This is a genomic window from Streptomyces javensis (assembly GCF_039525925.1).
Classification (GTDB): domain Bacteria; phylum Actinomycetota; class Actinomycetes; order Streptomycetales; family Streptomycetaceae; genus Streptomyces; species Streptomyces asiaticus.
Genome location: NZ_BAAAIF010000060.1, coordinates 12,483 through 37,154 on the forward strand (window position 1 = coordinate 12,483; position 24,672 = coordinate 37,154).

Consider the following 24,672-nt stretch of genomic DNA (forward strand, 5'->3'; position numbering starts at 1 on the left):
CCGCCACCGGGCCCTTCGCGCGAGCGGTTTTCCGGTCGAGGTGACGCCGCGTCAACTATCGAGCGGAGAAGGGCGCCCGCCGGAGCGGGCGCCCTGTGATCGGCTGACGGTCGGCTCAGGACGCGCCGACCGCCGTCACCTTCCCCTTGTCGTCGGTGACGGCGACGTCCAGGAGCGCGCTCCGGTCCGTCCCGAGGTAGGCCAGGCTCTTCGGGTCGAAGACCCAGTAGCCCTTCGTGGTCTTCGAGGGGTTCCCGCGGTTGGTGTACGTGAGGCCGATCCCGGTACGGCCCGCGCCGTCCTTGACGTTCTTCACGACGCGCACGTCCGGCAGCTTGGCCACGGCACGGTAGAGCGCGGCGCTGAGATCGGGCAGCAGCGTGGCCTGATCGAGGATGGCTCCGACGTTCTCGAAGACGGTCTCCGTCAGCCGGGACTTCACCACCCCGTTGCCGCTCTCGAGCTTCCTCAGCAGGGCATCGGGATCGGTGGGGAGGGCCTGGAGCTCCCGGAAGGTCAGATATCCGGCCCCCGGCGCCATGGTGATGTCCTGCTTCCGGGAGGGGGTGAATCCGTCGTCCGGGGTCAGCGCGGTGAGGCGCCGGAGGCCGTCCGTTTTACCGGTCACGGGCTGCCACTCGTCGCTCTGGACGGTCCCCTTGTAGGTCCTGGTGCCGGTGATGTCCCCCTTGGCGTCCCTTACGGGCTTCGTGGGGCCGCCCCATACGGCCGAGGATCCCCGGGACTTGGTGTAGATGAACTGGTCGTCGCGGACCGTGACCGCGGGTCGGGCGGCCGCCACCACGGCGATCCGGTCCAGCAGCTGCGCGGCCTGCCGGTGCTCGGCCGTGGTGCCGCCGACGCCGGTGGCGGTGGCGCCGCCCTTGCCGTCGTCCCGTACGGCGTCCACCGCCACCGCTCCCACGCCCACGACGGCGGCCAGCGCAAGCGGCGCCGCGATGAGGACGAGGCGGCGGCGTGCGCGGGATGCGGGGGAGGTGCTCGTCGTACCGGACCGCTCGTGGACGGTCTTGTCGCTGTTGCCGATGTGCTCCATCAGATGTTCCCTCAGGACGCGGTGGCGGTCCCGCCGGAGCACCGGACGGCCCGGCGCGGGCAGCAACTCGGCCAGTTCCTGGTGGTCGACCGGCTGATCGGGTCGTCGCGGGTTGGTGTTCATCGCTTCTTCTCCTGCGTGGACCGAGCCGCCTGCTGGCGGCTGACCGGTAACTGTCCGACCGTGGCCGGGCGTTGCACCGCGCCCTGCCCGGCGCCGCCGTCCGCGTCCTGGTTGCCGTCCGCGCCGCCGATGAGCTCGAGTTCGGTGAGCTTGCGCAGGCGCTTTCGCGCACGCGAGAGCCGGGCCCGTACGGTGCCGACGGCCACGCCCAGGGCCTCGGCCGCCGTGGCGGCGTCCAGGCCCTCCCATACGCAGAGCGTGAACACCTCGCGCTCCCCGCGCCGCATCCCGCGCAGCGCCCGCTGCGCGGCGGCCAGCTCCTCGGTGTCGGCCAGCCGCTGGGTCACCTCGTCGGCGAAGTCCGGCACCGGGTCCGGGGGCGGGAGTTTGGCGAGTGCCGCCTGGTGTCTTCGGGCCGCCCGTGCGGTGTTGCGCGTGACGTTCGTCGCGATGCCCAGCAGCCATGGGCGCAGGCTGCCGTCGCCCGGAAGCAGCCGCTCACGCAGCCGCCACGCCTCCAGGAAGGTCAGCGACACGATGTCGTCGGCCATGACCCAGCCGCCGGTCAGCCGGACGGCGTGCCGGTAGATCACCGAGGCGTACTCGTCGAAGAGCTGCCCGAAGGCATCCGGATCTCCGGACCGCACATGTGCGCGCAGTGAAGTCTCCACACTCCTCCCTGTCCGCCGCGCGCACCGCGCTGCCGGTGATCTGCGTCATAGTGTGGTGATGCTCGGCGCTCCGCCGGGTGTGCCGTCGTTCGTCTGCGGCGCCGTCGTGGCTGGTCGCGCCCACCGCAGGCCGTCAGTCGTGCGCCGAGCCCTGGAGCGCGAGCCGCCAGTCCTGGCCGACCAGCGGCGAACCGTAGCCCCCGTGCCGCTTCTCGGCGATCAGCTCGAACCCGGCCCGCTCGTAGATCCGGCGGGCGGAGGTCAGCACGTCGTTGGTCCACAGCACCAGCTCGCGGTAGCCCGCCTCGCGCGCGAAGTCGATACACGTGGCCACCAGCCGCTCGCCGAGCCGCCGCCCCCGCGCCTCCGGCTCCACGAGCAGCAGCCGCAGCCGGGCCGTATCGGGCCGTTCGTCCCGTACGCACATCACCGACCCGACGCGGCGGCCGTCGAGCTCCGCGATCCACACCCGCTCACGGACCGGGTCATGGCTCGCGCCGAACTCCCCGACGATCCGGGCCACCAGGGCCTCGAACTCGGCGTTCCACCCGAACTCCCGGGCGTACACGGCGCCGTGGCGCTGCACGATCCAGCCCAGGTCCCCCGGCTCCGGCCCGCGCAGCCGCACCTCGGGCTCCGCCGGACCGGTGAGCGCGTGCCGCGCGGTCGCCAGCGCCTCCCGCAGCCGCCCCAGCTCGTTCCGGGGGAACTTGGCCAGCAACCTGGTCACCGCCTCGCGTGACCGCCGGTCGAGATCGTCGGCCGCCGCCCGGCCCTCGGCGGTGAGCAGCACCTCCTGGAAGCGGGCGTCCCGGTGGTGGCGCTCGCGCGTCACCAGCCCGCGCTCCTCGAACCGGCTGAGCGTCCGGCTCAGATGTGCGGCGGTGACCCCGAGATGCTCCCGGAGGGCGGAGACGTGGGTGCGTTCGCGCTGGGCCAGCTCGTAGAGGATGCGGGCCTCGCCCAGCGTGTACGGGGTGTTGAGCTGGCCGGGGTAGTCGAGGACGCCGATCAGGCGGGTGTACATCCGGTTGAAGTCGCGGACCTCGTCCACGGCCAGATCGAGATTGTCGCGCGGGTCCATCCGGCACCCCTCCGTACCCCTGTGTCGATTTTGCTTGACCTTATAGTTGCGCCAGATCAAGTATTTGGGAAGGGGGGGGCTCCTCCCGGGGGAGAGAGGTGTCGGCGGCGACCGCGACGCCAATGCCCTTCGGGTTCGTCCCGGCCCGTGGGGCTGGCGAGCGCTCCTTCGTGTACCCGATGCCTGCTGGGCTTCCCACGGCTCCCCCCTCCCGGCGTACCGTGGCCCAAAGACCTTCTGGCGGTGGTGTATCAGATGACTGATCTGTCCGTTGGCAAGCGACTGGCCCGACTTCGCGACATTCGCGACCTCACGCAAGAGCAACTCGCCGACCGTGCCGGCGTGTCCGTCGACACCATCCGCAGGTTGGAGCAGGGCGCCCAGCGGGGAGCGAGAATCGCCATGTATCAGAAGCTGGCGGGCGCACTCGACATCGAACTCGCCCGCCTGCTGGGCCAGTCCACCATGACGCGATCCCTCGCGCCCGACGGTGGAGTCATCGCGTTGCGGGCCGCCATCCAGGCCCCGAGCGATCTGCCGGGGCTGGACCTGTGCGGCGCGGACAGTGACGTGCCTGGCCCGGACGATCTCCGCCCGGTCATGGAGCAGGCCCAGCGGCACTATCGGCTCGGCCAGTTCACCGACCTGGTCGGCATGCTGCCCGGGCTCGTGACCGATCTGAAGGCGGCCACCCACGAGGCCGAGGGCGGCCCCGACCACGACACGGTGTGGTCGATGTCCGCCGCCGCGCACATCATCGTCGCCGACGTGGCCGCGCAGTTGGGGCAGACCGATCTGGCCTACACCGCGGTGGAGCGAGCCATGCACGCCACGGCGCGCGCGAGCGACGAGCTGCGGCACGCTCTCGCCGTCTCGGCGCTTTCGCTGGTACTCCTGCGGCAAGGTCGATGGAGCGATGCCCAGCAGGTGGCGACCCGCAGGGCGGCCGAGATCGAGCCGCGGTTCTCCGACCGCAGCCCCGAGAAGTTCGCGATGTTCGGGATCCTGCTGCTGTCCGGTGCCGTCTCGGCGGCACGGGCGAACCGCGATGAGTCCGACAGCACGAAGGATGACGCGCTCACCTTCCTCAGGCAGGCGGAGGCGGCGGCCGCGCTGTCCGGGCCGGTACGGGTGCGAGGCACCGCCTTCGGCCCGGCGAGCGTGGGCATGCAGGCCACCACCGTCCAGGTGTCGCTCGGCCACCCGGACAAGGCTTTGGCCACGGCCAGTGGAGTCAACGTGGATGAGCTGCCGTGGAAGATCTCGCGCGCCAGGCACCGGCTGGATCTGGCATTCGCCCGCTACCAGACGCATGACGACGAGGGCGCCCGTGATGTGCTGCTCACCCTCGACGAGGAGCATCCCGAGTGGCTGACCCATCAGGTGCTCGCCGCCTCCACGGTGGGGGGACTGCTGGAGGCCGGGCGGCGCCGCGACCGAGACCTGCGAAAGCTGGCGGTGCGGCTGGGTGTGGACCCGGCGGCATGAACAACTGCCGCAGTCCCGCCGAAAACTGAGGCTGGACTACGGCGCTTCGTCACTGGGGCGTGATCGCACGCACACCTAGCGTGATCCGTATCGCGGCGGCGTCGACCCTTGCTCCCGCCAGGAACGACGTGTTCGGCGCCGCCCTTCGCGGATCAGCAAGGGAGCCCGACGTGACGACCAGAGCCTTACCGTGGACACCGCCGCCCGCCGCAGACGTCCAAGCGTTACCCGCAGGCAAGTGGTGGGATGCCGTACGGGCCGCGCCGACGGTCGGGGAACGTGCCCTGAAGCTCCTCGGTGACGAGAACGGCGCCGTCATCCAGGACAAGTACGGCACCCTGTACTGGCTCGTCGCGGTGGGCTCCGCCACGAGCTGGCAGCTGCGGCAGGTGCGGGTCCTGACCGAGCTGGCGGACGAGTGCACCTACCTGGGCGTGCCGCCCAACTCCTGGACCACGCCGCCCGGCACCCACTGGCGCGTGCCGCTCTCCGCCGACCACTACCTGACCGACGCCTGGAAGCTGTGGGGAGCGCTGGCCGAGGCCGACCGCGTCGAACTCGGCCCCGTCCCCCAGGGGCGCCAGACCTGCTACCGCTGCGAGCTGCCCACCGACGAGCCCGTCATCGTGGACGTCCAGCACGGCGGCAGCGGACCCGGCCGCACGGTGTACGCCTGCCCGACCCACGCCCTGGCCCACCGGCGCGACCCGGTCGCCGAGGCCGCCGCCATGCGCCGCGCCCGCGAACGGGGGCACGCGCGGTGACGGAGGACGAGCGCACCGAGCGGGAGCGGATAGCGGAACTGCGGACCCCGGGCCGGAAGTGGGTCTTCGGCCAGCTCCAGGGCTGGAACTGCGCCCTGTGCGCGGCACGCCTCTACGCGGACCGGCCGATCTGCACGGTGGAGGTGGAGTACGGCAGCGTCACCGAGACGTACCAGCTGTACGTCTGCGCCCCCACGTGTGAGACGGCCCGCGCCGCATGCGAGGCGGCCCGCGCCGCACAGCGCGCCGTCCTGCCGGACGGCGACCACCCGGTGATCCGCGCGCCCCGCCGGCGGACCGGGGCATAGACGGGGCGGGCCCACACCCACGGGCTCGGCTCCGCCGAAGCGCTCAGCCGCGCGGCGGCGCCGTGGAGGCGCGGGCCATCAGCTCGGCCCGGACCATCGCCACCCCGCCCGGCGGCTGCGGCTCGCGGCCCAGGGCCAACCGCCCGGCCCGCGCGCCCGCCTCGTGCAGCGGCAGCCGCATCGTGGTGAGGGCCGGGACCGCGTCCGCGCTGAACGGGAGGTCGTCGAAGCCCGCCACCGAGACGTCCTCGGGGATCCGCAGCCCCTGGTCGCGCAGGGCCGCGCAGACGCCGAGCGCGATGGTGTCGTTGGCGGCGACTATGGCGGTCAGACTCCGGTCGCGGCGCAGCAGTTCGAGGGTCGCGTCGTAGCCGGAGGCGCGGTCGTACAGGCCGTGGACGGTCAGCCGCTCCGCGTCCTGGTCCACCCCGGCGGCGGCCAGCGCCGCCCGGTGGCCCTCCAGCCGGTGGCGGGTCGTGGTGCGCTCGGCGGGGCCCGCCACATAGCCGATCCGGCGGTGGCCTAGGGTCAGCAGATGTTCGGTGAGCCGGCGGGCGCCGCCGCGGTTGTCGAAGGCGAGGGTGGTGGCGTCCTCGATCGGCGGGCGGCCGCACAGCACCACCCGGGTGCCGGACGCGGCCAGCCGGGACGCCTTGGTGGCCACGGCGGCGGCGTGGTCGGGGTGTTCGACCGCGCCGCCGGTGAGCACGACGGCGGCCGCGCGCTGCCGCTGGAGCAGGGTGAGGTAGTTGAGCTCGCGCTCGGGCGAGCCACCGGTGTTGCAGATGACCGCGAGCTTCTCGCCGCCCCGGCCCGACTCCCCGGCCGGGGTGACCATTTCGGCCTGGACGGCACCCGCGATGATCCCGAAGAAGGGGTCCGCGATGTCGTTGACGAGCACCCCGACCAGATCGGAAGTGGCGGCGGCGAGAGCGCTTGCCGGGCCGTTGACCACGTACTCCAGCTCGTCGACCGCACGCAGCACCCGGGTCCGGGTCGACTCCGCGACCGGGTAGTTGCCGCTCAGGACGCGCGACACGGTGGCCGCCGAGACCCGAGCCCGTGCCGCCACATCGGCCAGGGTCACTGCCATATTTCCTCCGTTGGGTGGTCACCTTCTGGAACACCGTGCGCGCTGGTTGGGCGCCCCCATGTTCTCACTCCATGAGCGGCGCGATTCCGCACTCCAGGGTCTTGTCCTGTCATCCGGACCATGCCTAGGGTCCTCACCAGCAAGCGCTTACCCCAGGCGACGGCGAGGAGACCTCAGCCCATGGCCGCAGCAGCCACCGCCCGTATCCGTGCCGCAGTGGTCGGCACCGGAGGAATCGTCAGCGGCAGCCATCTGCCCGCACTGCGTGATCACGCCGACCGCGTCGACCTCGTCGCCGCCGTCGACGTGGCCGCGGACCGGCTCGATGCCTTCCGCGCCGCGGCGGCCGAGGGCGGCACCTTCGACGTCACCGGCTACTCCGATGTGGCCGCCATGCTGGAGGCCGAGCGCCCGGATCTGGTCCTCATCGGAACCCCGCCCTCCCTGCACCGCGAGCAGACGGTGGCCGCCCTCGAGGCCGGTGCCTGGGTGCTGTGCGAGAAGCCGCTGTGCCTCACGCTCGCCGAGTACGACGAGATAGCCGGGGCCGAGAAGGAGGCGGGCGGCCCGTACGCCTCGGTGGTCTTCCAGCACCGCTACGGCTCGGGCGCCGTCCACGCCCGCGAGCTGCTGGCCGAGGGCGCCCTGGGGCAGCCGCTGGTGGCCCACTGCCAGACCACCTGGCACCGCGACACCGCCTACTACGCGGTGCCGTGGCGCGGCCGCTGGGAGACCGAGGGCGGCGGCCCCTCCATGGGTCACGGCATCCACCAGATGGATCTGCTGCTCCACCTCCTCGGCGACTGGACCGAGATCCGCGGCATGGCCGGACGGCTGGTCCACGACGTGGAGAGCGAGGACGTCTCCACCGCGCTGGTGCGGTTCGCGAGCGGCGCCATGGCCACCGTCGTCAACAGCGTGCTCTCGCCCGACGAGGTCAGCCGGATCCGTATCGACTGCGCGGACGCCACCGTCGAGCTGACCCACCTCTACGGTCACCGCAACGACGACTGGGTCTACACCCCCGCCCCGCACGTCCGCGACGAGCCCGACCGGCAGCGGCGCTGGCGCACCCCGGCCGCCGATCTGCCCAGCTCCCACGGGGCCCAGCTGACCGGGCTGCTGGACGCGATGCGTGACGGGGTACGGCCGCCCGGCAGCGGGCAGGACGCCCGCCGCACCCTCGAGTTCATCGCCGCGCTCTACAAGGCGGCCTTCACCGGGCAGCCCGTGCGCGCGGGCGAGATCGTGCCCGGGGACCCGTACTACGACGCCATGCACGGCGACCACCCCGCATGGGCGCCGAAGGCAGCGACCGCCACCACGAAGGAGAGCTGAGGCCGCCATGACCCAGCGCATCACCGTCACCCACACCCACGGGAGCCGGATCTCGGTCGCCGCCGGCGGCGTCGAGCTGATGGCCTACGTCTACAAGCCCGATCCGGACGCCTTCGAGGCCCGTAAGCCCTACGCCCACCCGCTGCGCACCCTCGCCGGGAACCCGGTCTCCGGCTACCGGCCCAACGACCACCGCTGGCACAAGGGCCTCCAGATGACCTCCAGCCATCTGTCCGGCCAGAACTTCTGGGGCGGCAACTGCTACCTCGGCCCCGAAAAGGGCTACCAGCGGGTGGACGAGCTCGTCGGCTCGATGCGCCACGACGGCTTCGAGGAGTTCACCGTCGCCGACGACCGGCTGCGCTTCGTGGAGACCCTGACCTGGGTCGAGAACGGCGGCCAGGAGTGGGCGCGGGAGCGGCGCACCATCGAACTCCACTCGGTGGAGCCGGAGGAGGGTACCTGGGCCCTGGACTGGTCCATCCACCTCACCAACATCCGCAGCGAGGCCCTGCACTTCGGCTCCCCGACCACCGCGGGCCGGGAGATGGCCGGGTACACCGGGCTCAACTGGCGCGGCCCGCGCGACTTCACCGGCGGCGATGTCATCGGCCCGGACGGGCGCGGCGGCGACGGCGAGAAGGGCGCGTCGGACCTGATGGGCACCCCGGCCGCCGACGCCCCCTGGGTCGCCTTCACCGGGGAGCACGACGACGTGGACGGGCACTCCACGCTGCTGTTCGCGCACGCCCCGGAGAACGCCGACTCCATCCACGCCTCCCACTGGTTCGTGCGCTCCGAGCCGATCCCCTCGGTGGCCCCGTCCTGGGCGTTCTTCGAGGAGTTCGAGCTTCCGCCGGGTGAGTCCTTCGGCTACCGCTACCGGGTGGTGGTCGCGGACGGCGCCTGGGACCGGGCGCGGGCCGAGAACTACCTCAAGAACCACGGGTGGTGAGGAGGATGACCGCGTCGTCCGAGATGTCCGCCCCGCTGCCGGGCGGTGTGGGGCTCTCCCACATCAGTGCGTACGAGTGGGAGGCCGCCGACGGGGTGTGCGGCGGCAGCCCCCATCTCCACCTCGCCTGCACCGAGGCGTATGTGGTCACCGCCGGACGGGGCGCGGTGCAGACCCTGACCCTCGCGGACGGCTTCACCGAGACCCCGCTGGAGCCGGGCTCGGTGGTGTGGTTCACCCCCGGCACCATCCACCGCATGGTGCAGGGCGGCGGACTCAGGGTGACCGTGCTGATGCAGAACAGCGGGCTGCCGGAGGCCGGGGACGCCGTCTTCACCTTCCCGCCCGAGGTGCTGGCCGACCCCGAGCGCTACGCGGCCGCCGCCGCGCTGCCCGCCAAGGAGGGGCCGGAGGCCGACGCGGCCGCCCGGCGCCGCCGGGACCTCGCGATCGAGGGCTATCTGACGCTGCGGGCCGCCGCCGAGAAGGGCGACGACGCACCGCTGCGCGCCTTCCACGAGGCGGCGGCGCGGATCGTGGCGCCCAAGGTGAAGGAGTGGGAGCCGCGCTGGCGGGACGGGGCGCTGGCCGCCGCGCGGCGCACCGGTGAGCAGCTCACCGCGCTCGCCGCGGGCGACCCCGCGCATCTCGCCGAGGCGCGGGTCACCGCGACCGGGCCCAGCCGCCGGGGCGGCTACGGCATGTGCGGCCGCCGGGACGAGTACGAACTGCCCGGCGTCACGCTCCCGTACTACGGCGAATAGTCGTGGGCCATGTCCGGCGGACCTTCGCGGGCTCGCGACGCCTGGCACGGCGCCCCCAGCTACCGCTGGGAGGCGCCCCGAAGGGGCGCGGGGCTGTATCGATATGCGGCTCCGCCGCGCGGGCGCGACCAGCCACGACGGCGCCGCGGTCGGCCGACGACCCATTGCGACACTTCCAGCAGAGCTTAGGCACCACCACGCACGCTCAACGAAATGATCATGGAGGGAGGTCGGCTCCGGTATGCGCGGAAAGAGGACAACGAGGTCCTGCGCCCTGGCCCTTGTGCTCACGCTCGCAGGGACCCTCACGGGCTGCGGCGGCGATGGCGGCGGCGGCTCGGGCGGCAAGGTCAGCCTGCGGTTCACCTGGTGGGGAAACCCCGACCGGGCCGCCCGCACCGAGCAGGCCGTCAAGCTCTTCGAGCAGCGCCACCCCGACATCGACATCGCGACGTCCTTCGCGGGCTTCGACACCTACAAGGCGAAGCTGGCCACCCAGGCGGCGGGCGGTGACGCCCCCGATGTGATGCAGCTGGACTACCGGCAGATCAACCAGTACGCGACCTCCGGCATCCTGCTGGACCTCGGCAAGTACTCCGAGCTGCGCACCGCGGAGATCGACAAGGGGCTGCTGGCCACCGGCGTGGTCGACGGCAAGCAGTACGCGCTCCCGGTGGCCCGCGGCACCGAGACGGTGGCGTACGACGCCGCGCTGTGGCGCGAGGCGGGCGTCCCCGCACCCACCCTGACCTGGACCTGGGACGACTGGGCCGACGCCATGCGCAAGCTCTCGGCGTCCAAGGCGACCAAGGGGCGGCTCGGCTCCACCGACCCGGGCCAGAGCGAGGACGTCTTCGAGATCTGGCTGCGGAGCCGGGGCAAGTCCCTCTACACCAAGGACGAGAAGCTCGGCTTCACCGCCGACGACCTGACCCGCTACTGGGAGTGGTGCACGGGGCTCCGCAAGGAGGGCGCGGTCGTGCCCGCCGAGCAGACCACCCAGATGGACGGGACGGTGGAGAACACCCCGCTGGGCCGGCTCAAGTCCGTATCCGACTTCAACTGGGACGCCCCCTCCAGCGGCTTCGCGCCCATCGTCGGCGAGGGGCTGAAGCTGGCGCCGCTGCCGGTGGGCGAGGACGGCACCCCCGGGCAGTACTTCAAACCGTCGATGTTCTTCGGCGCCTCGGCCAAGACCGCACACCCCGAGCAGGCGGCCCAGTTCATCGACTTCCTGCTCAACGACAAGAAGGCGGGCGCCATCCTCGGCGCCACCCGCGGCATCCCGGCCAACGACGCCATCCGGCAGGACGTACTGCCCAAGCTGGAGGGCTTCGACCAGGTCATCTCCACCTACCAGAAGCAGTTCGAGGGCAAGCTCAAGGACCCGCCGCCCGCGCCGCCCAAGGGTGACGCCTCCTTGCAGTCCACCTTCTCCCGCGACTACGACCAGGTCGCTTACGAGCGCATGTCGCCGCGTGAGGCGGCGGAGAACTACATCACCGAGGCGAAGGCGGAGCTGAGGCAATGACCGCGACCGCGACCCGCCCCCCGGACGCCGCGCCCCCCGCCACCGGCGCCAAGCGGGCGCCCAAGCGTGAGCGGCAGGGGGCCGCCTGGGTGTTCCTGTCCCCATGGGTGCTCGGCGCCGCCGTGCTGACGCTGCTGCCCATGGCCGTGTCCCTGTATCTGTCGTTCACCGACTACGACATGTTCGACGCGCCCCGGTGGATCGGCTTCCGCAACTACACCCAGATGTTCACCGAGGACCCCCGCTACTGGCGGTCGGTCATCACCACCCTGACCTACGTCGTGATCGCGGTGCCGCTCCAGCTCCTGCTGGCGCTGACCGTCGCGATCGCGCTGAAGTCGGTCAAGCGCGGCAAGGGCTTCTACCGCTCGGCGTTCTACGCCCCCTCGCTGCTCGGCGCGTCGATGTCCATCGCCCTGGTCTGGCGGGCGATCTTCAACGACGGCGGCTCGGTCGACAACCTGCTCTCCGGCATGGGCATCGACATCGGCGGCTGGATCAACAAACCGGGCTGGGCCATCCTGTCGGTCGCGCTGCTCACCATCTGGCAGTTCGGCGCGCCCATGGTGATCTTCCTGGCCGGGCTCCAGCAGATACCCGTCGAGCTCTACGAGGCGGCCGCGGTGGACGGGGCCTCCTGGTGGCGGCAGTTCCGCTCGATCACCATCCCGATGCTCTCCCCGGTGCTCTTCTTCAACCTGGTGCTCCAGATGATCCAGGCGTTCCAGGTCTTCACCCCCGCCTTCGCGGTCAGCGCGGGCAAGGGCGGACCCGCCGACTCCACGCTCGTCTACACGCTCTACCTCTACGACCGCGGCTTCACCGCCTCCCACATGGGCTACGCCTCCGCCATGGCGTGGGCGCTGCTGCTGGCCATCGGGGTCGTCACCGCGGTGCTCTTCCGCACCTCCCGGGCCTGGGTCTTCTACGCCAACGACAACAACGAGGGGGCCCGATGACCACCGCCCCGATCACCACCGCCCCGGCGGCGCGGCGGCGCCCCACCGGCCGGATCGTGCTGCACATCTGCCTGATCGCCGTGCTGCTGGTGATGCTCTATCCGCTGGCCTGGCTGCTGGCCACCTCGTTCAAACCCGCCGACGAGGTCATCGCCAGCCTCAAGCTGCTGCCCAGCCACTTCGAATGGGGCAACTACTCCACCGCGCTGGACGGGGTCAACGAGGTCAGCGTCGGACGGCTGCTGTGGAACTCGCTGCTCATCGCGTGCGGCGCGGTGCTCGGCAACGTCATCAGCTGCTCGCTCGCCGCGTACGCCTTCGCGCGGCTGCGGTTCCGGATGCGGGGCCCGCTCTTCGCGTTCATGATCGCGACGATCATGCTGCCGCACCACGCCATCCTCATTCCGCAGTACATCATCTTCAACCAGCTCGGCATGGTGAACACCTACTGGCCGATGATCCTGCCGAAGTTCCTGGCCACCGACGCCTTCTTCGTCTTCCTCATCGTGCAGTTCATGCGCGGACTGCCGCGTGAGCTGGAGGAGGCGGCGCGGATCGACGGCTGCGGGCCGTTCCGCTCGTTCTTCAGCGTCATCCTGCCGCTGACCAGGCCCGCGCTGATCACCACCGCGATCTTCACCTTCATCTGGACCTGGAACGACTTCTTCACCCAGCTCATCTATCTCTTCGAGCCGGAGAAGTTCACCCTGACCCTGGCCCTGCGGTCCTTCGTGGACGCCTCCAGCCAGTCGGCCTTCGGCCCGATGTTCGCGATGTCGGTGTTCGCGCTGCTGCCCATCGTGCTCTTCTTCCTGGCCTTCCAGCGGTTCCTGGTCGAGGGCATGGCGAGCTCCGGATTGAAGGGATGAGACGCCATGCCGTCCTCCGCGACCACCCGTGAACCGGGCGAGCTGACCGGCCCCCGCTTCGCCCTCTTCGCCGATGTCCTGGCGGTGGGCCTGGCCACCGCCGCCGCCTCGCTCCCGCTGATCACCGCCCCCGCCGCCATGTCCACGGCCTGCGCCGTCCTCGACCGGCGGGTACGGGAGGACGCCCCCGCCACCGCGGGCGGCTACCTCCGCGCCCTGCGAGCCCGGCTGCGCACCGGCGACCTGCTGGCCGGGGCGGGGCTGCTGGCCGGCGGCGCCCTGCTGCTGTTCAACGCGCTGGCGGCGGGGGCGGGGCTGCCGGGCGCGGTGGTCTTCCGGCCCGTCCTGCTGATCGCGGGCGGGCTGCTCGCGGTCGTGCTGCTGCGGGCCTGCGCCCGCCCCGAGTCGGCGACGAGCTGGCGGGTGGCGCTGCGCTCGGCGGCGTACGACAGCGTGCGCGGGCCCCGGGGGAGCGGGGTACTGCTGCTGGCCGTGGCCACCGCCGCCGTCTGCGCCTGGGCCTATCCGCCACTCGCCTTCCTCGTCCCCGGCCCCCTCGCCCTGGCGGCCCGAGCCACGGAGCACCACCTATGAGAGCAACGGAGCACCACCGATGACACCCCTGCCCCGCCGTCACTTGCTCGCCGGGACCGCCGTGGCGGGCGGACTGCTGGCCGTCGGCGCCCCGGGCGGCGCCTCGGCCGAGGCAGCCCCGGGTGGTGCCTCGGCCGGGGGCCGGGTCGACAAGCCGTTCCTGGCCCTGCTCACCGAGGCGGCCGACGCCCGGGTGGCCGAGGTGGCGGACGGGGTCGATACGGTCCTGGGCCAGCTGAACAACCTCGGCCAGGCCCGCCCCGCCGCCCGCAGCCTGCGGCTGCTCACCTCCGTCCACGTCTGGGGCGACGCCGCCCACCACCACGACGGCGCGCTGCTCGCGCCGATGACCCGGCTCGTGGACGCGCTGGCCGCCGCTCAGTTCGACGACGGCCTCTACGACCAGGGCGCGGTCCACTCGCCCCCGGACACCGCCTTCTCGATCGTCGATCTGGGGCTGGTGTACGGGCTGCTGGACGCGGACGGCCACACCGGTACCCGGGCGATCCGCGCCACCCTGAAGAAGATCCTGCTCAAGGCGGGCAAGGGCCTGTCCACCGGCGGGGTGCACACCCCCAACCACCGCTGGAAGGTGTGCGCCGCGCTGGCCCGGATCAACTCCTTCTGGCCCGACGCCCGCTACACCCGCCGTATCGACGCCTGGCTGGCCGAGGGCGTCGACCAGTACGACAGCGGCCAGTACAGCGAGCGCAGCGCCACCTACGCGCCCATCGTCACCAACCCCTCGCTGCTGACCCTGGCCCGGCTCACCGAGCGCCCGGCCCTCTACGCGCACGTACGCCGCAACCTGGACGCCACCCTCCACCTCCTGGAGCCCGACGGCGAGGTGGAGACGGTGCATTCGCGCCGCCAGGACCAGAAGACCCTCAAGCATCTGTCCGAGTACTGGATGCAGTTCCGGGCCCTGGCGCTGCGGGAGCGGGACGGGCGGTTCGCCGACGTGTCCGCCACCATCCAGCGGCGCGGAGCGGACCAGACCTTCGACGAGACCCCGCTCGGGGACTTCCTGGCCGAGGTGCTGGACCATCCGGAGCTGGCCGCGCCGCTGCCCGAGGCCACCGGGGTTCCGGACGAGTTCACCTGGCGCGACAAGGACTGCGGGCTGGTCCGGATCGCCAGGGGGAGGACCCGGACCACGATCTTCGGCGGCACCGACTTCCCCGATGTCCACGCGATCTCCTCGGGTCTGTCCACCAACCCGACGTTCTTCAAGTGGCGCAAGGGCGCGGCCATCCTGGACTCGCTCCGGCTGTCCCCGCAGTTCTTCTCGCTCGGCCACTTCCGGGCCGAGGACGTGGCGCGCACGGCGGACGGCTGGCGGCTGTGGGCCGAGGTGCGGGCCGGGTTCCACCTCCCGCTGCCGCCCCAGCACCGGCGTCCCGACGGGCGGTATCCGCTGACCGACGACGGCCGGTTCTGGTCCGCGATGGACTTCCCGCACCGCCCGAAGGAGTGGCGCACCCTGCGCACCGAGGTGCGGATCGCGGAGGCCGACGGCGGCTGGAACCTGGACGTCGAGATCGGCGAGTCCGAGGTCCCGCTCGCCCTCGAACTGTGCTTCCGCTCTGGCGGAAAGCTGACCGGGGTCGACCCCGTGCCCGGCCAGAAGGACACGTATCAGCTGGTCAAGGGGTACGGGACCTATACGTCCGGCGATGACGTGATCACCTTCGGGCCCGGCAACGGCAGCGGCCCCCGCCAGCCCGCCGTCGTGGACTCCGGCGAGCGCTACAGCTGGATGGGCGGCGATCTGACCCCGGCGGGACAGCGCGTCCTGATCACCGGGCGTTCGCCGCTGCGCTACCGGCTGACACTGCGCTGAAGCGCTGACCGCCCCCGCCCCTGTGTTCGGTCCTCTGTACAGGGGTGGGGCGGGGCGGCTAGCGTTGAGCCTTAGAAAGCGCTTACTATCACTCGCGGTGAGGAGAAGAACCCACGTGACACGCAAGACAGTGCGGATCGCCATGAACGGTGTGACCGGCCGGATGGGCTACCGCCAGCACCTCGTCCGCTCTCTCCTCGCCCTTCGCGAACAGGGCGGCCTGGACCTCGGCGACGGCACCGTGCTCTGGCCCGAGCCGCTGCTCGTCGGCCGCCGGGAGCACGCGCTCAAGGAGATCGCCGAGCGCCACGGCCTCGACCCGGTCGCGGACGTCTCGACCGACCTGGACGCCGTGCTCGCGGACGACGGCGTCGACATCTACTTCGATGCGCAGGTCACCGCCGCCCGCGAGGAGGCCATCAAGAAGGCCGTCGCGGCGGGCAAGCACATCTACACCGAGAAGCCGACCGCCACCGGTCTGGAGGGAGCCCTGGAGCTGGCCCGGCTCGCCGAGGCGGCGGGCGTCAAGCACGGGGTGGTCCAGGACAAGATCTTCCTGCCGGGGCTGCTGAAGCTGAAGCGCCTCATCGACGGCGGCTTCTTCGGCAGAATCCTTTCCGTACGCGGGGAGTTCGGCTACTGGGTCTTCGAGGGCGACTGGCAGGCCGCCCAGCGGCCCTCCTGGAACTACCGCGCCGAGGACGGCGGCGGCATCGTCTCCGACATGTTCCCGCACTGGGAGTATGTGCTGCACGAGCTGTTCGGCCCCGTGCGTACCGTCCAGGCGCAGGCCGCCACCCACATCCCGACCCGCTGGGACGAGCGCGGCAAGCCGTACGAGGCCACCGCCGACGACTCGGCCTACGGGGTCTTCCAGCTCGAGGGCGGCGTCATCGCCCAGATCAACTCCTCCTGGGCGGTCCGGGTGAACCGCGACGAGCTGGTGGAGTTCCAGGTCGACGGCACCGAGGGCTCGGCCGTCGCGGGGCTGCGCAACTGCCGCGTCCAGCACCGCTCGCACACCCCCAAGCCGGTCTGGAACCCCGATCTGCCCGCCACCGAGGCGTTCCGCGACCAGTGGCAGCAGGTGCCGGACAACGAGGAGTTCGACAACGGCTTCAAGGCGCAGTGGGAGCTCTTCCTGCGCCATGTCGCGCTCGACGAGTCCTGGCGCTGGGACCTGCTGGCCGGCGCGCGCGGCGTCCAGCTCGCCGAGCTGGGCCTGAAGTCGTCGGCGGAGGGCCGCCGTCTGGACGTACCGGAGCTGAGCCTGTGACCCTCCACTGCCTGGACGTACTGGAGCTGAGCCTGACCCTCCACCGCCTGGACGTACCGGAGCTGAGCCTGTGACCATCCACCTTCCCGCGCCGGGCGGTACGACCCGCCCCTACGAACCCCGCACCGAGCCGCTGTCGACGGACCCCGGGGCCCCCTTCACCTCCCGCGTCGTCTTCTCGGCCGCCCATGTGGTCGCCGACCCGTACGCCGATGTGACCCCCGACGGCCCGGCCGCCGTGGACTGGGACGCCACCCTGGCCTTCCGCCGCCATCTGTGGTCCCACGGGCTGGGCGTGGCCGAGGCCATGGACACCGCCCAGCGCGGTATGGGCCTGGACTGGGCGGGCGCCGCCGAGCTGATCCGCCGCTCGGCGGCCGAGGCGAAGGCGGTCGGCGGCCGGATCGCCTGCGGAGTGGGCACCGACCAGCTGTCCGCCACCGAGATCGGCTATCCGTACGGCCTGGACGAGGTCCGGGCGGCGTACGAGGAGCAGCTGGCCGTCTGCGAGGAGTCCGGCGCCCAGGCCATCCTGATGGCCTCGCGCGCCCTGTGCGCCGTGGCCAAGGGCCCCGAGGACTACCTCGAGGTCTACGGCCATCTGCTGCGCCAGTCCGCCGAGCCGGTGATCCTGCACTGGCTGGGCCCGATGTTCGACCCGGCCCTGGAGGGCTACTGGGGCAGCACCGACCTGGACGCCGCCACCCGTACCTTCCTCGACGTCATCGCCGCCCACCCCGACAAGGTCGACGGCATCAAGGTTTCCCTGCTCGACGCCCAGCGCGAGATCGACCTGCGGCGCAAGCTGCCGGACGGGGTGCGCTGCTACACGGGCGACGACTTCAACTACCCGGAGCTGATCGCGGGCGACGACCGGGGCTTCAGCCACGCCCTGCTCGGCATCTTCGACCCGCTGGGCCCGCTGGCGGCGGAGGCCGTGCGCAGGCTCGACACCGGCGATGTGGGGGCCTTCCGCGCACTGCTGGACCCCACCGTGGAACTCTCCCGCCACCTCTTCCAGACCCCGACTCGCTACTACAAGACGGGTGTGGTGCTGCTGGCCTGGCTGACGGGCCACCAGTCGCACTTCACCATGGTCGGCGGCCTCCAGTCGGCCCGTTCGCTGCCGCATCTGGCGCGGGCGTACGAACTGGCGGACGGGCTGGGCCTGTTCCCGGACCCGGCGCTGGCGGAGTCCCGTATGAAACACCTGCTGTCCGTGTACGGAGTCACCCAATGAGCCCCGTTGTGCCCCGGCTGAGCCTCAACCAGGAAACGATCAAGCAGTGGTCGCTGCCCGAGCTGGCGGAGGGCTGCGCCAAGGCGGGCGTCACCGGCGTGGGCCTGTGGCGCGAACCGGTCCAGAAGTACGGCGTGGCGGCCGCCGCCGAGCTGGTGCGCGGCGCGGGCCTGACGGTCACCAGCCTGTGCCGGGGCGGCTTCTTCACCGCGAGCGAGCCCGAGGCGCGCGCCACGGCCCTGGCCGACAACCGCCGGGCCATCGACGAGGCCGCCACCCTGGGCACCGACACCCTGGTCCTGGTCTCCGGCGGCCTCCCGACCGGCAGCCGCGACCTCTTCGCCGCCCGCGAGCGCATCGCCGACGCGCTGGGTGAGCTCGCCCCGTACGCCGCCGACCACGGCGTCCGCCTGGCCATCGAGCCCCTGCACCCCATGTACGCGTCCGACCGCTGCGTGGTCTCCACCCTCGCCCAGGCCCTCGACCTGGCCGAGCGCTTCCCGGCGGAGCAGGTGGGCGTGGTCGTGGACACCTACCACCTGTGGTGGGACGACACCGTCGCGGCCCAGATCGCCCGCGCGGGCGCGGGCGGCCGCATCGCCGCCTTCCAGCTCGCCGACTGGGTCACCCCGCTGCCGGAGGGCGTCCTGCTGGGCCGGGGCCAACTCGGCGACGGCTCGGTGGACTTCCGCTGGTTCCGCGAGCGGGTCGACGCGACGGGCTACACCGGTCCGATCGAGGTGGAGATCTTCAACCCGGACCTATGGGCCCGGGACGGTGCGGAGGTCCTGGCGGAGGTCGCCGACCGGTACCGGACGCTGGTGCTGTAGGGGCTGCTGCGGGGTGTGTGGGGCAGGCGTGCGTCCAGGCGGCCGAACGCACCCCGGCGCGGGGAGTCCTGAGACGGTGTTGAAACGCCATTTCGGTTGGCGTGAGCTCGCGTCGGTCTGGAGTGATGACTGCCGCGCTTGTCGAGCGGATGGCACCGGAAGACCTGTGGACGTTGTTCCAGTGGGTGGTGCCGCCGGCGCCGGTCCGCCCGCAGGGTGGAGGGCATCGTCGGCGGGGGGACCGCGAGGTGCTGGCCGCGATCATCTTCGTGGCCACCTCGGGCTGTACCTGGAACCAACTGCCACCAGGCTTCGGCCTGTCGGGCGTGACGGCCTTTCGTCCCGCCGGAGCGGGTCTGACTCCGGCGTTGTCAGGGTGTGTCAGCTTCGCAGGCCGCCAGAGGCGGTGAGGCGCTCTCCGGTGACCCATGCGGCGTCGTCGGAGGCGAAGAAGACCGCCGCCCGCGCCAGATCCTTGGGCTGACCGATACGGCCCAGGGGGGTGCGCCCGATCATGTCCGTCTCGGCGTCACTGCCGATGAAACCGGCCGCGTGGATGCCTTCCGTCTCCACACCGCCAGGGGCCAGGGTGTTCACTCGGATCCCGCGAGGGCCGAGCTCGGCGGCCAGGACTCGCGTCAAGGCATCGACGGCGCCCTTCGTCGCGGCGTACACCGACATCCCCGGCACCGCGCGGGCGCTGTCCAGCGATCCGATGTTGATGACCGACCCGCCGTCGGACCCGAAGTACTTAAGGGCTTCCTGGATCGTACGGATCGGTCCGGTCACGTTGACGGAAAGCTGATGGTCGATCTCCTGCTGCGTGACGGTCTCCAGCGGCTGTGGGTGATAGACACCGGCATTGTTGACGAGGATGTCGAACCGGCCGTACGCGTCTACGGTCCTGGCGAAGAGGCGCTCAACATCCCCAGGCACCGACACGTCGCCCTGCACGGCGATCGCGGTCCCTCCTCGCGCCTGGATGTCCTGCACCACCCGCTCGGCGTCGGCGGCGCTGGAGGCGTAGTTGACCACGACCGACGCTCCGGCCGCAGCGAATTCCCGCGCGATGCCCGCCCCGATGCCCTTGGAAGCACCCGTCACGAGCGCGACCTTTCCCGCCAGTCTCGAATCGGCGTTCTTCGGCGATACTCCGTCGCCGCGGCCAACACCTGTCTGATTTGCCATGATTGCCACTCCCGTCCATGTTGGTGAGCGTCCGGGTGACGCGGGCCTCCGGGGCAACCGCCCGGGATCGGGGCGATGCGTTGTCGAACAGAACCCGCCGGGCGGCCTCGCCGCCACGGGCCTCTCGCAGGCACGCCCGTACCGGCTCCCGCCCTGATGGCCACCGCTTTCGGCGGCGGCGATCGACCGGACATGCACCACGGTAGGATCCGCGAGACATAGAGACAAATAGTGTCAACGCATACGCGAGATTGGCATTGCCTATGTCACCGGAAAGTGGAAGCGGATGAACCTGCGGCAATACGAATACGCTCTGGCTGTGGCCGAAGAAGGCTCCATGACAGCGGCTGCTGAGCGTCTGCGCGTCACGCAGCCGTCCTTGTCGCAGCAGATCGGCGCTCTGGAAAAGCACCTCGGTGTGCAGCTGTTCACTCGGACATCGGGCGGGGTCACAGTGACCATGGCCGGACGCGCCTTCCTCGCCGAGGCAGAGATCGCGACCACCGCGTCCCGCAGAGCCGTCCTGGCTGCCCGTGCCGCCTCCGGGGAACTGGCCGGTGAACTCATCATCGCCGTCCACATGGGCCTGGGAGCACGACAGCTCCCTCTGGCACTGGGCCGGCTCCGCCACCGCCACCCGAAACTCCAGGTCATTCTCCACGAGGAGCCCGATCCAGCGGATATGGAACGGCTGGCCCGCCAGGGAACGCTCGACATGGTCCTCGTCCACCGCATCCCCACCGGCTGCACCTTCGACATCCATCCCCTGGGCGAGGAGACCTACGTCGCCGTCCTGCCCGAGGGACACCCGCTCCTCGCCGGCGACAGGGCCCTGCGCATGGCAGACCTTGCGACACAGGGATGGGTGCGCTTCCGCCGCGCCAGCCTGCTCGACGAATACCTCGCCCGCCTGCTCGCCGACGCGGGCATCAGCCCGCCCACGGTGGCCCGAGCGTCACAGATCTCCACCGCCGTGCGACTGGCAGCCCAGGGCTTGGGCGTCACCGTGGTTCCGGCATCGGCCGTACCCGAAAGCTTCGAACAGCTAGCCCGCCCGTTCCTGCCTTCCCTGACCGAACCCGTCATCGTCGGTACACGCCGCCACCCAGGTTCGGCGGAGGCGGCCGTGCTCGACCACCTCCGTCAGCAGAACTGGTGCGGCACCAGCCTCCTCGCCCCGCATACCGCCCTCTGAGCCAAGGGCCTCACTGGTCGTCGGCCGCGCGCTTGTCCCGGAGGGGCCGCAGGCGGCCGTCGTCGAAGGCGATCTGCGCATTGTCCGGGACCCGGGCGACGACCACCAGACCTATGACCGTCTCATCCAGCAGGCCGCCGACATCCACCGCACGGGCATGGCGGAGTCGGACTCCCAGGCGCACATGGCCGGAAGCGAAATCCTGGTGGGTCTGGTGGACGAGTTGGTCGCTGTGTGGGACGGGCAGCCGGCCCGCGGATACGGCGGCACGGCCGATGTCGTGGCCTACGCCGAGCGCACCGGTGTCCGGTCTCGGGTGATCTGGCCGGAGGGGGCTACCCGGGACTGACCGAGAGCGTGGCGTATCACCCAGCGCGTGCGGGGCCGCCGGTCAGCGCTGGGTGGCCGTGGAGGTCGAGGGCGGGGTTTCGGGAGGTGAGGTGGGGGAGGGCTCGGACGTGGGCGAGCCGTGCGTCGACGGGACCGAGGTGGCCGGAGGGGAGGTGCTGGGGTCCCGCGCGGGCGGTGCCGGACGCGGGCGCTCCGGGGAGCCGGAGAGCAGCAGGAAGGCGACGGCCGCCGCTGCCGCCACCGTCACGGCGACGGCGGATACGACCCGCCGGACCCGCCGCCTGCCCCAGGCCGGGCCGGTGGGAGGCCGGTACGGGGACAGATCGTGGGCGTCGATGAGCCGCGCACGGGCGTCGAGCGCGGTGCGCAGCCGTTCCTCGATGGGCTCGACGGGGGAGGGGGTGCTCATCGGGCCGCCTCCAGCAGCTTTTCCAGGGTGGCGAGCGCACGGCTCGCGGTCGACTTCACGGTGCCTCGGGAGACGCCCAGCGTTTCGGCTATCTGGGCCTCGGTCAGCTCCGACCAGTAGCGCAGCACCAGCACCTCGCGCTGGCGCGCGGTGAGCCGCGCCAGCGCGTCGAGGACCTGGCGGTGCTCCTCGGCGAGCAGCAGCGGTTCGTCCACCGGCGCTCCCGGCCCCTGGTACGGCGGGGTGTACGCGCGTGCCGTACGCCGTCGGCGCAGCACCGAGCGGGCGGCGTTGACCACGGCGGTGTGCAGATAGGCGTGGGCGTCCTGGAGGCTGTCCAGCCGTGAGCCGTGCCGGCGGCAGACGGCGGCGAAGGCGTCCTGGACGACGTCCTCGGCGGTGTGCAGGTCGTCCACCAGGAAGACCGCCAGCCGGATCATGTCCAGCCGCCGGGCCCGGTACAGGTCGTCCAGGGTCGGGCCGGGCTCGCCGTCGCCCCGGCCGCCCACCGGCCGCAGCGCCCGCAGCCGACGCCCGGCGCGCGGTGTCTCCACCGGTGGCGTCGAGGCGGTCGTCCGGGCACGGCGGAGCAGCCGGGCCCACCAGGGCAGGACAAGGGTGAGCTGCATCGTCCTCGTTCACCTCATCGGTGCGGCGGGACCGGCTCCGGATCCGGTCCCGCCCCACCCGTGGTCGGGCTAGCGGCTGGCCTTGGTGGGCGCGGGCTTGGTGGGCTCCGGCACGCTGGTGTGCGGCGGCGTCGGCCCCGGCTTGGTGGGCTCGGGCGCGGTGGTGGGCGGCAGCGTGGGCGCGGGCTTGGTCGGCTCGGGCTTGCTGGTGGGGGGCTTGGTGGGCTCCGGGTTGCTGGTCGGAGGCTTGGTGGGCTCGGGCTTGCTGGTCGGCGGCTTCGTGGGCTCCGGCACGCTGGTGGGCGGCTTGGTGGGCTCCGGCTTCGAGGTCGCCGCCGGGGCCGGCTTGGCCGGGCGGGAGTGGTCGGAGGTGGCCGCCTGGGCGGCGATGCCCCCGCCCACGATCAGGGCGACTCCGGCGGCCGCCCCCACGATCCAGGGGCGCAGACGGCGGTTCGGCTTCTTGGCGCGGACGTGCTGCATACGGAACGACTCCCGAAAGGATTGAGCGAACGCTGATGGGCGAGGCGTGCGCCGAGGATCCGAGGACCCGTTCCGGAGCCCGCCTTCAACCCACCAGACGTGCGGCCCCACCCGAGGTTGTCGCGCGCCGGAAAAATCTTTCGCCGATCGCCGTGCAACCGTTCCGGCCCTTTGCGGGTCGTACCTGGCATCGGGCTTCCTGGGGGGGATTCCGGGGGGGGATTCCAGAGGGAGCCTTCGGGAGGGGAAAGCGAGGGGCCCGGACCACGGCCGGGCCCCTCGAAATACCACTCCCTCGTCACACCCTCAGAACGGCACCCCGCACCGCAGCAGCACATTCGCGTACGGCCGCGCCTCGCCCGTACGGACCACCAGCCGCGCCCCCGCCGTCAGCGTCTTCAGCTCCTCGTGCGGGACCAGCTCCAGCGCGGGAGCCGGGAAGAGGCGGTCGAGCAGGGCGGTCGCCCCGGGGTTGTGGTCGCGTACCTCCCGCGCCGCCGTGGCCCGTTCGACCACCAGCTCGTCCAGCAGCCCGGTGAGCACCCGCTCGAAGGACGGCACCCCGGCCGTGAAGGCGAGGTCCACCACGAACGGCCCGTCCGGTATCGGCAAGCCCGCGTCGCACACCATCACCGTGTCGGTGTGGCCCAACAGCGCGATGCCCGCGCTCAGATGGCGGTTGAGGACCCCGGACCGCTTCACAGCGCCGCCACCTCCTCGGCGTTCGGGAAGGACGCCTGCGCCCCGGCCCGGGTCACCGCGGCCGCGCCCACGCGCACCGCGAACCGCACCGCCGTCACCAGGTCGTCGCCCACGCCGAGGCGCCAGGCGAGCGCGCCGGTGAAGGCGTCCCCGGCGCCCGTGGTGTCCACGGCCGTCACCGCGGGACTGGGCACGAGCACCGTACGGTCGCCATCGGCGACCAGCGCGCCCTCGCCGCCCAGGGTCACCACGACCGAGCGCGGACCGCGCGAGAGCAGGGCGTCGGCCCACTCCTCGGGGTCGTCGGAGGAGCCCACCGAGTCGTCGCTCAGCAGGAACCGCGCCTCGTGCTCGTTGACCACCAGGGGGTCACAGACGGCCAGCACATCGGTGGGCAGCGGCGCGACCGGCGAGGGGTTGAGCACCACCCGCGGCCCGGGGCGGCCGTCGAAGCCCGCGGCCGCCGTACGGACCACCTCGGCGACCGACTCCAGCGGGATCTCCAGCTGCAAGGAGACCACCCGCGCCGCGGCCAGCAGACGTAGCGAGGCCTGGACATCGTCGGGGGTCAGCCGGGCGTTGGCCCCCTGGGAGACCACGATGCTGTTGTCGCCCGAGGGGTCCACCGTGATCAGCGCGACCCCGGTGGGCGCGCCGCCGACCAGCACGCCCGCCGTGTCGACCCCGGCCGACCGCTGCGAGTCCAGCAGCAGCCGGCCGTAGTCGTCGTCGCCGACCCGGGCCAGCAGGGCCGTCCGGGCGCCCAGCCGGGCGGCGGCGACGGCCTGGTTGGCGCCCTTGCCGCCCGGGTGGACCACCAGGTCGGACCCGAGGACGGTCTCCCCGGCCCCGGGGCGGCGGTCGACTCCGATCACCAGATCGGCATTGGCCGACCCCACGACCAGCAGGTCGTAGTCGTGCATCCGCA

The 24,672-nt window shown here is 72.0% G+C and carries 27 protein-coding genes and 1 pseudogene; 17 read left to right on the plus strand and 11 right to left on the minus strand.

Annotation, left to right across the window (positions count from 1 at the left end):
• Window positions 1-115: 115 nt before the first annotated feature.
• The 3 genes from ABD329_RS36115 to ABD329_RS36125 form a co-directional block, all read right to left on the minus strand.
• On the minus strand, window positions 116-1,180 hold the full coding sequence (locus ABD329_RS36115) for a CU044_5270 family protein (RefSeq protein WP_198276752.1): 1,065 nt from the start codon (window positions 1,178-1,180) through the stop codon (window positions 116-118).
• Window positions 1,177-1,851, minus strand: a complete 675-nt coding sequence (locus tag ABD329_RS36120; RefSeq protein WP_198276753.1) for an RNA polymerase sigma factor — start codon at window positions 1,849-1,851, stop codon at window positions 1,177-1,179. The genes ABD329_RS36115 and ABD329_RS36120 overlap by 4 nt, the downstream gene beginning before the upstream one ends.
• A gap of 133 nt (window positions 1,852-1,984) precedes the next feature.
• Window positions 1,985-2,935 (minus strand): bifunctional helix-turn-helix transcriptional regulator/GNAT family N-acetyltransferase, encoded by a 951-nt coding sequence (locus ABD329_RS36125; RefSeq protein ID WP_246618397.1) that lies wholly within the window; start codon window positions 2,933-2,935, stop codon window positions 1,985-1,987.
• A gap of 255 nt (window positions 2,936-3,190) precedes the next feature.
• Between ABD329_RS36125 and ABD329_RS36130 the strand changes: the two genes are divergently transcribed.
• The 3 genes from ABD329_RS36130 to ABD329_RS36140 all read left to right on the plus strand — a co-directional run bounded on the left by ABD329_RS36130 (window position 3,191) and on the right by ABD329_RS36140 (window position 5,495).
• Window positions 3,191-4,423 carry a helix-turn-helix domain-containing protein gene (locus tag ABD329_RS36130; protein ID WP_198276754.1) on the plus strand — a complete coding sequence of 411 codons (1,233 nt, stop codon included), beginning with the start codon at window positions 3,191-3,193 and terminating at the stop codon, window positions 4,421-4,423.
• A 170-nt stretch (window positions 4,424-4,593) separates the two neighbouring features.
• The gene (locus ABD329_RS36135) at window positions 4,594-5,187 is read left to right on the plus strand and encodes a hypothetical protein (protein ID WP_198276755.1); all 594 of its coding nucleotides are present in this window, start codon (window positions 4,594-4,596) and stop codon (window positions 5,185-5,187) included.
• Window positions 5,184-5,495, plus strand: a complete 312-nt coding sequence (locus tag ABD329_RS36140; protein WP_198276756.1) for a hypothetical protein — start codon at window positions 5,184-5,186, stop codon at window positions 5,493-5,495. The genes ABD329_RS36135 and ABD329_RS36140 overlap by 4 nt, the downstream gene beginning before the upstream one ends.
• Before the next feature lie 43 nt (window positions 5,496-5,538).
• Here the strand turns inward: ABD329_RS36140 and ABD329_RS36145 are convergent, their stop codons facing one another.
• Complete coding sequence (locus ABD329_RS36145) at window positions 5,539-6,588, minus strand: LacI family DNA-binding transcriptional regulator (RefSeq protein ID WP_037953075.1); 1,050 nt, start codon at window positions 6,586-6,588, stop codon at window positions 5,539-5,541.
• A gap of 180 nt (window positions 6,589-6,768) precedes the next feature.
• Between ABD329_RS36145 and ABD329_RS36150 the strand changes: the two genes are divergently transcribed.
• The 12 genes and pseudogenes from ABD329_RS36150 to ABD329_RS36205 all read left to right on the plus strand — a co-directional run.
• Window positions 6,769-7,926 carry a Gfo/Idh/MocA family protein gene (locus ABD329_RS36150; RefSeq protein ID WP_198276757.1) on the plus strand — a complete coding sequence of 386 codons (1,158 nt, stop codon included), beginning with the start codon at window positions 6,769-6,771 and terminating at the stop codon, window positions 7,924-7,926.
• A 7-nt stretch (window positions 7,927-7,933) separates the two neighbouring features.
• Window positions 7,934-8,881 (plus strand): DUF6807 domain-containing protein, encoded by a 948-nt coding sequence (locus ABD329_RS36155; RefSeq protein WP_198276758.1) that lies wholly within the window; start codon window positions 7,934-7,936, stop codon window positions 8,879-8,881.
• Between the two features lie 5 nt (window positions 8,882-8,886).
• On the plus strand, window positions 8,887-9,645 hold the full coding sequence (locus ABD329_RS36160) for a cupin domain-containing protein (RefSeq protein WP_198276759.1): 759 nt from the start codon (window positions 8,887-8,889) through the stop codon (window positions 9,643-9,645).
• A 241-nt stretch (window positions 9,646-9,886) separates the two neighbouring features.
• The gene (locus ABD329_RS36165; protein ID WP_198276760.1) at window positions 9,887-11,176 is read left to right on the plus strand and encodes an ABC transporter substrate-binding protein; all 1,290 of its coding nucleotides are present in this window, start codon (window positions 9,887-9,889) and stop codon (window positions 11,174-11,176) included.
• Window positions 11,173-12,135 (plus strand): carbohydrate ABC transporter permease, encoded by a 963-nt coding sequence (locus ABD329_RS36170; protein ID WP_198276761.1) that lies wholly within the window; start codon window positions 11,173-11,175, stop codon window positions 12,133-12,135. Before ABD329_RS36165 ends, ABD329_RS36170 begins: the two co-directional genes overlap by 4 nt.
• Window positions 12,132-13,004 carry a carbohydrate ABC transporter permease gene (locus ABD329_RS36175; protein ID WP_037953065.1) on the plus strand — a complete coding sequence of 291 codons (873 nt, stop codon included), beginning with the start codon at window positions 12,132-12,134 and terminating at the stop codon, window positions 13,002-13,004. Before ABD329_RS36170 ends, ABD329_RS36175 begins: the two co-directional genes overlap by 4 nt.
• 6 nt (window positions 13,005-13,010) lie before the next feature.
• Entirely contained in the window at window positions 13,011-13,598 is a 588-nt protein-coding gene (locus tag ABD329_RS36180; RefSeq protein ID WP_198276762.1) for a hypothetical protein, read from the plus strand.
• 19 nt (window positions 13,599-13,617) lie between these two features.
• Window positions 13,618-15,441 (plus strand): hypothetical protein, encoded by a 1,824-nt coding sequence (locus tag ABD329_RS36185; protein WP_198276763.1) that lies wholly within the window; start codon window positions 13,618-13,620, stop codon window positions 15,439-15,441.
• Window positions 15,442-15,556: 115 nt separating this feature from the next.
• Window positions 15,557-16,717, plus strand: coding sequence for a Gfo/Idh/MocA family protein (locus tag ABD329_RS36190; protein WP_198276764.1), 1,161 nt, complete (start codon window positions 15,557-15,559; stop codon window positions 16,715-16,717).
• 70 nt (window positions 16,718-16,787) lie between these two features.
• The gene (locus ABD329_RS36195) at window positions 16,788-17,957 is read left to right on the plus strand and encodes a dihydrodipicolinate synthase family protein (protein WP_198276765.1); all 1,170 of its coding nucleotides are present in this window, start codon (window positions 16,788-16,790) and stop codon (window positions 17,955-17,957) included.
• Window positions 17,954-18,787, plus strand: a complete 834-nt coding sequence (locus ABD329_RS36200) for a sugar phosphate isomerase/epimerase family protein (protein WP_198276766.1) — start codon at window positions 17,954-17,956, stop codon at window positions 18,785-18,787. Before ABD329_RS36195 ends, ABD329_RS36200 begins: the two co-directional genes overlap by 4 nt.
• Before the next feature lie 125 nt (window positions 18,788-18,912).
• Window positions 18,913-19,128: pseudogene (locus ABD329_RS36205) on the plus strand (transposase); the annotation flags it as partial.
• Window positions 19,129-19,168: 40 nt separating this feature from the next.
• Here the strand turns inward: ABD329_RS36205 and ABD329_RS36210 are convergent.
• Window positions 19,169-19,975 carry an SDR family NAD(P)-dependent oxidoreductase gene (locus tag ABD329_RS36210; protein ID WP_198276767.1) on the minus strand — a complete coding sequence of 269 codons (807 nt, stop codon included), beginning with the start codon at window positions 19,973-19,975 and terminating at the stop codon, window positions 19,169-19,171.
• A 286-nt stretch (window positions 19,976-20,261) separates the two neighbouring features.
• On the opposite strand from ABD329_RS36210, the gene ABD329_RS36215 reads away from it, so the two are divergent.
• Window positions 20,262-21,170, plus strand: coding sequence for a LysR family transcriptional regulator (locus ABD329_RS36215; protein WP_020871177.1), 909 nt, complete (start codon window positions 20,262-20,264; stop codon window positions 21,168-21,170).
• 10 nt (window positions 21,171-21,180) lie between these two features.
• On the opposite strand, the gene ABD329_RS36220 is transcribed toward ABD329_RS36215, so the two are convergent.
• Entirely contained in the window at window positions 21,181-21,318 is a 138-nt protein-coding gene (locus tag ABD329_RS36220; RefSeq protein ID WP_198276768.1) for a hypothetical protein, read from the minus strand.
• 9 nt (window positions 21,319-21,327) lie between these two features.
• Between ABD329_RS36220 and ABD329_RS36225 the strand changes: the two genes are divergently transcribed.
• Window positions 21,328-21,519: a hypothetical protein gene (locus tag ABD329_RS36225; RefSeq protein WP_425574424.1), complete on the plus strand. Its 192-nt coding sequence runs from the start codon at window positions 21,328-21,330 to the stop codon at window positions 21,517-21,519.
• A gap of 42 nt (window positions 21,520-21,561) precedes the next feature.
• On the opposite strand, the gene ABD329_RS36230 is transcribed toward ABD329_RS36225, so the two are convergent.
• The 5 genes from ABD329_RS36230 to rbsK all read right to left on the minus strand — a co-directional run bounded on the left by ABD329_RS36230 (window position 21,562) and on the right by rbsK (window position 24,667).
• A complete protein-coding gene (locus ABD329_RS36230) occupies window positions 21,562-21,930 on the minus strand; it encodes a hypothetical protein (RefSeq protein ID WP_344317477.1) in 369 nt (122 codons plus the stop codon).
• On the minus strand, window positions 21,927-22,559 hold the full coding sequence (locus tag ABD329_RS36235) for a SigE family RNA polymerase sigma factor (RefSeq protein ID WP_198282439.1): 633 nt from the start codon (window positions 22,557-22,559) through the stop codon (window positions 21,927-21,929). Before ABD329_RS36235 ends, ABD329_RS36230 begins: the two co-directional genes overlap by 4 nt.
• Before the next feature lie 69 nt (window positions 22,560-22,628).
• A complete protein-coding gene (locus tag ABD329_RS36240; protein WP_344317478.1) occupies window positions 22,629-23,042 on the minus strand; it encodes a hypothetical protein in 414 nt (137 codons plus the stop codon).
• A 306-nt stretch (window positions 23,043-23,348) separates the two neighbouring features.
• Window positions 23,349-23,744 carry a D-ribose pyranase gene (gene rbsD / locus ABD329_RS36245; protein WP_198278296.1) on the minus strand — a complete coding sequence of 132 codons (396 nt, stop codon included), beginning with the start codon at window positions 23,742-23,744 and terminating at the stop codon, window positions 23,349-23,351.
• The gene (gene rbsK, locus ABD329_RS36250) at window positions 23,741-24,667 is read right to left on the minus strand and encodes a ribokinase (protein WP_198278295.1); all 927 of its coding nucleotides are present in this window, start codon (window positions 24,665-24,667) and stop codon (window positions 23,741-23,743) included. The genes rbsD and rbsK overlap by 4 nt, the downstream gene beginning before the upstream one ends.
• Window positions 24,668-24,672 lie beyond the last annotated feature (5 nt).

Coding starts and splice junctions, on each gene's coding strand:
- ABD329_RS36230 (WP_344317477.1), bottom strand. CDS start 21,930: ATGAGCACCCCCTCCCCCGTCGAGCCCATCGAGGAACGGCTGCGCACC.
- ABD329_RS36180 (WP_198276762.1), top strand. CDS start 13,011: ATGCCGTCCTCCGCGACCACCCGTGAACCGGGCGAGCTGACCGGCCCC.
- ABD329_RS36225 (WP_425574424.1), top strand. CDS start 21,328: ATGGCGGAGTCGGACTCCCAGGCGCACATGGCCGGAAGCGAAATCCTG.
- ABD329_RS36150 (WP_198276757.1), top strand. CDS start 6,769: ATGGCCGCAGCAGCCACCGCCCGTATCCGTGCCGCAGTGGTCGGCACC.
- ABD329_RS36210 (WP_198276767.1), bottom strand. CDS start 19,975: ATGGCAAATCAGACAGGTGTTGGCCGCGGCGACGGAGTATCGCCGAAG.
- ABD329_RS36155 (WP_198276758.1), top strand. CDS start 7,934: ATGACCCAGCGCATCACCGTCACCCACACCCACGGGAGCCGGATCTCG.
- ABD329_RS36240 (WP_344317478.1), bottom strand. CDS start 23,042: ATGCAGCACGTCCGCGCCAAGAAGCCGAACCGCCGTCTGCGCCCCTGG.
- ABD329_RS36115 (WP_198276752.1), bottom strand. CDS start 1,180: ATGAACACCAACCCGCGACGACCCGATCAGCCGGTCGACCACCAGGAA.
- ABD329_RS36160 (WP_198276759.1), top strand. CDS start 8,887: ATGACCGCGTCGTCCGAGATGTCCGCCCCGCTGCCGGGCGGTGTGGGG.
- ABD329_RS36170 (WP_198276761.1), top strand. CDS start 11,173: ATGACCGCGACCGCGACCCGCCCCCCGGACGCCGCGCCCCCCGCCACC.
- ABD329_RS36215 (WP_020871177.1), top strand. CDS start 20,262: ATGAACCTGCGGCAATACGAATACGCTCTGGCTGTGGCCGAAGAAGGC.
- ABD329_RS36185 (WP_198276763.1), top strand. CDS start 13,618: ATGACACCCCTGCCCCGCCGTCACTTGCTCGCCGGGACCGCCGTGGCG.
- ABD329_RS36200 (WP_198276766.1), top strand. CDS start 17,954: ATGAGCCCCGTTGTGCCCCGGCTGAGCCTCAACCAGGAAACGATCAAG.
- ABD329_RS36235 (WP_198282439.1), bottom strand. CDS start 22,559: ATGCAGCTCACCCTTGTCCTGCCCTGGTGGGCCCGGCTGCTCCGCCGT.
- rbsK (WP_198278295.1), bottom strand. CDS start 24,667: ATGCACGACTACGACCTGCTGGTCGTGGGGTCGGCCAATGCCGATCTG.
- ABD329_RS36145 (WP_037953075.1), bottom strand. CDS start 6,588: ATGGCAGTGACCCTGGCCGATGTGGCGGCACGGGCTCGGGTCTCGGCG.
- ABD329_RS36130 (WP_198276754.1), top strand. CDS start 3,191: ATGACTGATCTGTCCGTTGGCAAGCGACTGGCCCGACTTCGCGACATT.
- ABD329_RS36175 (WP_037953065.1), top strand. CDS start 12,132: ATGACCACCGCCCCGATCACCACCGCCCCGGCGGCGCGGCGGCGCCCC.
- ABD329_RS36165 (WP_198276760.1), top strand. CDS start 9,887: ATGCGCGGAAAGAGGACAACGAGGTCCTGCGCCCTGGCCCTTGTGCTC.
- ABD329_RS36125 (WP_246618397.1), bottom strand. CDS start 2,935: ATGGACCCGCGCGACAATCTCGATCTGGCCGTGGACGAGGTCCGCGAC.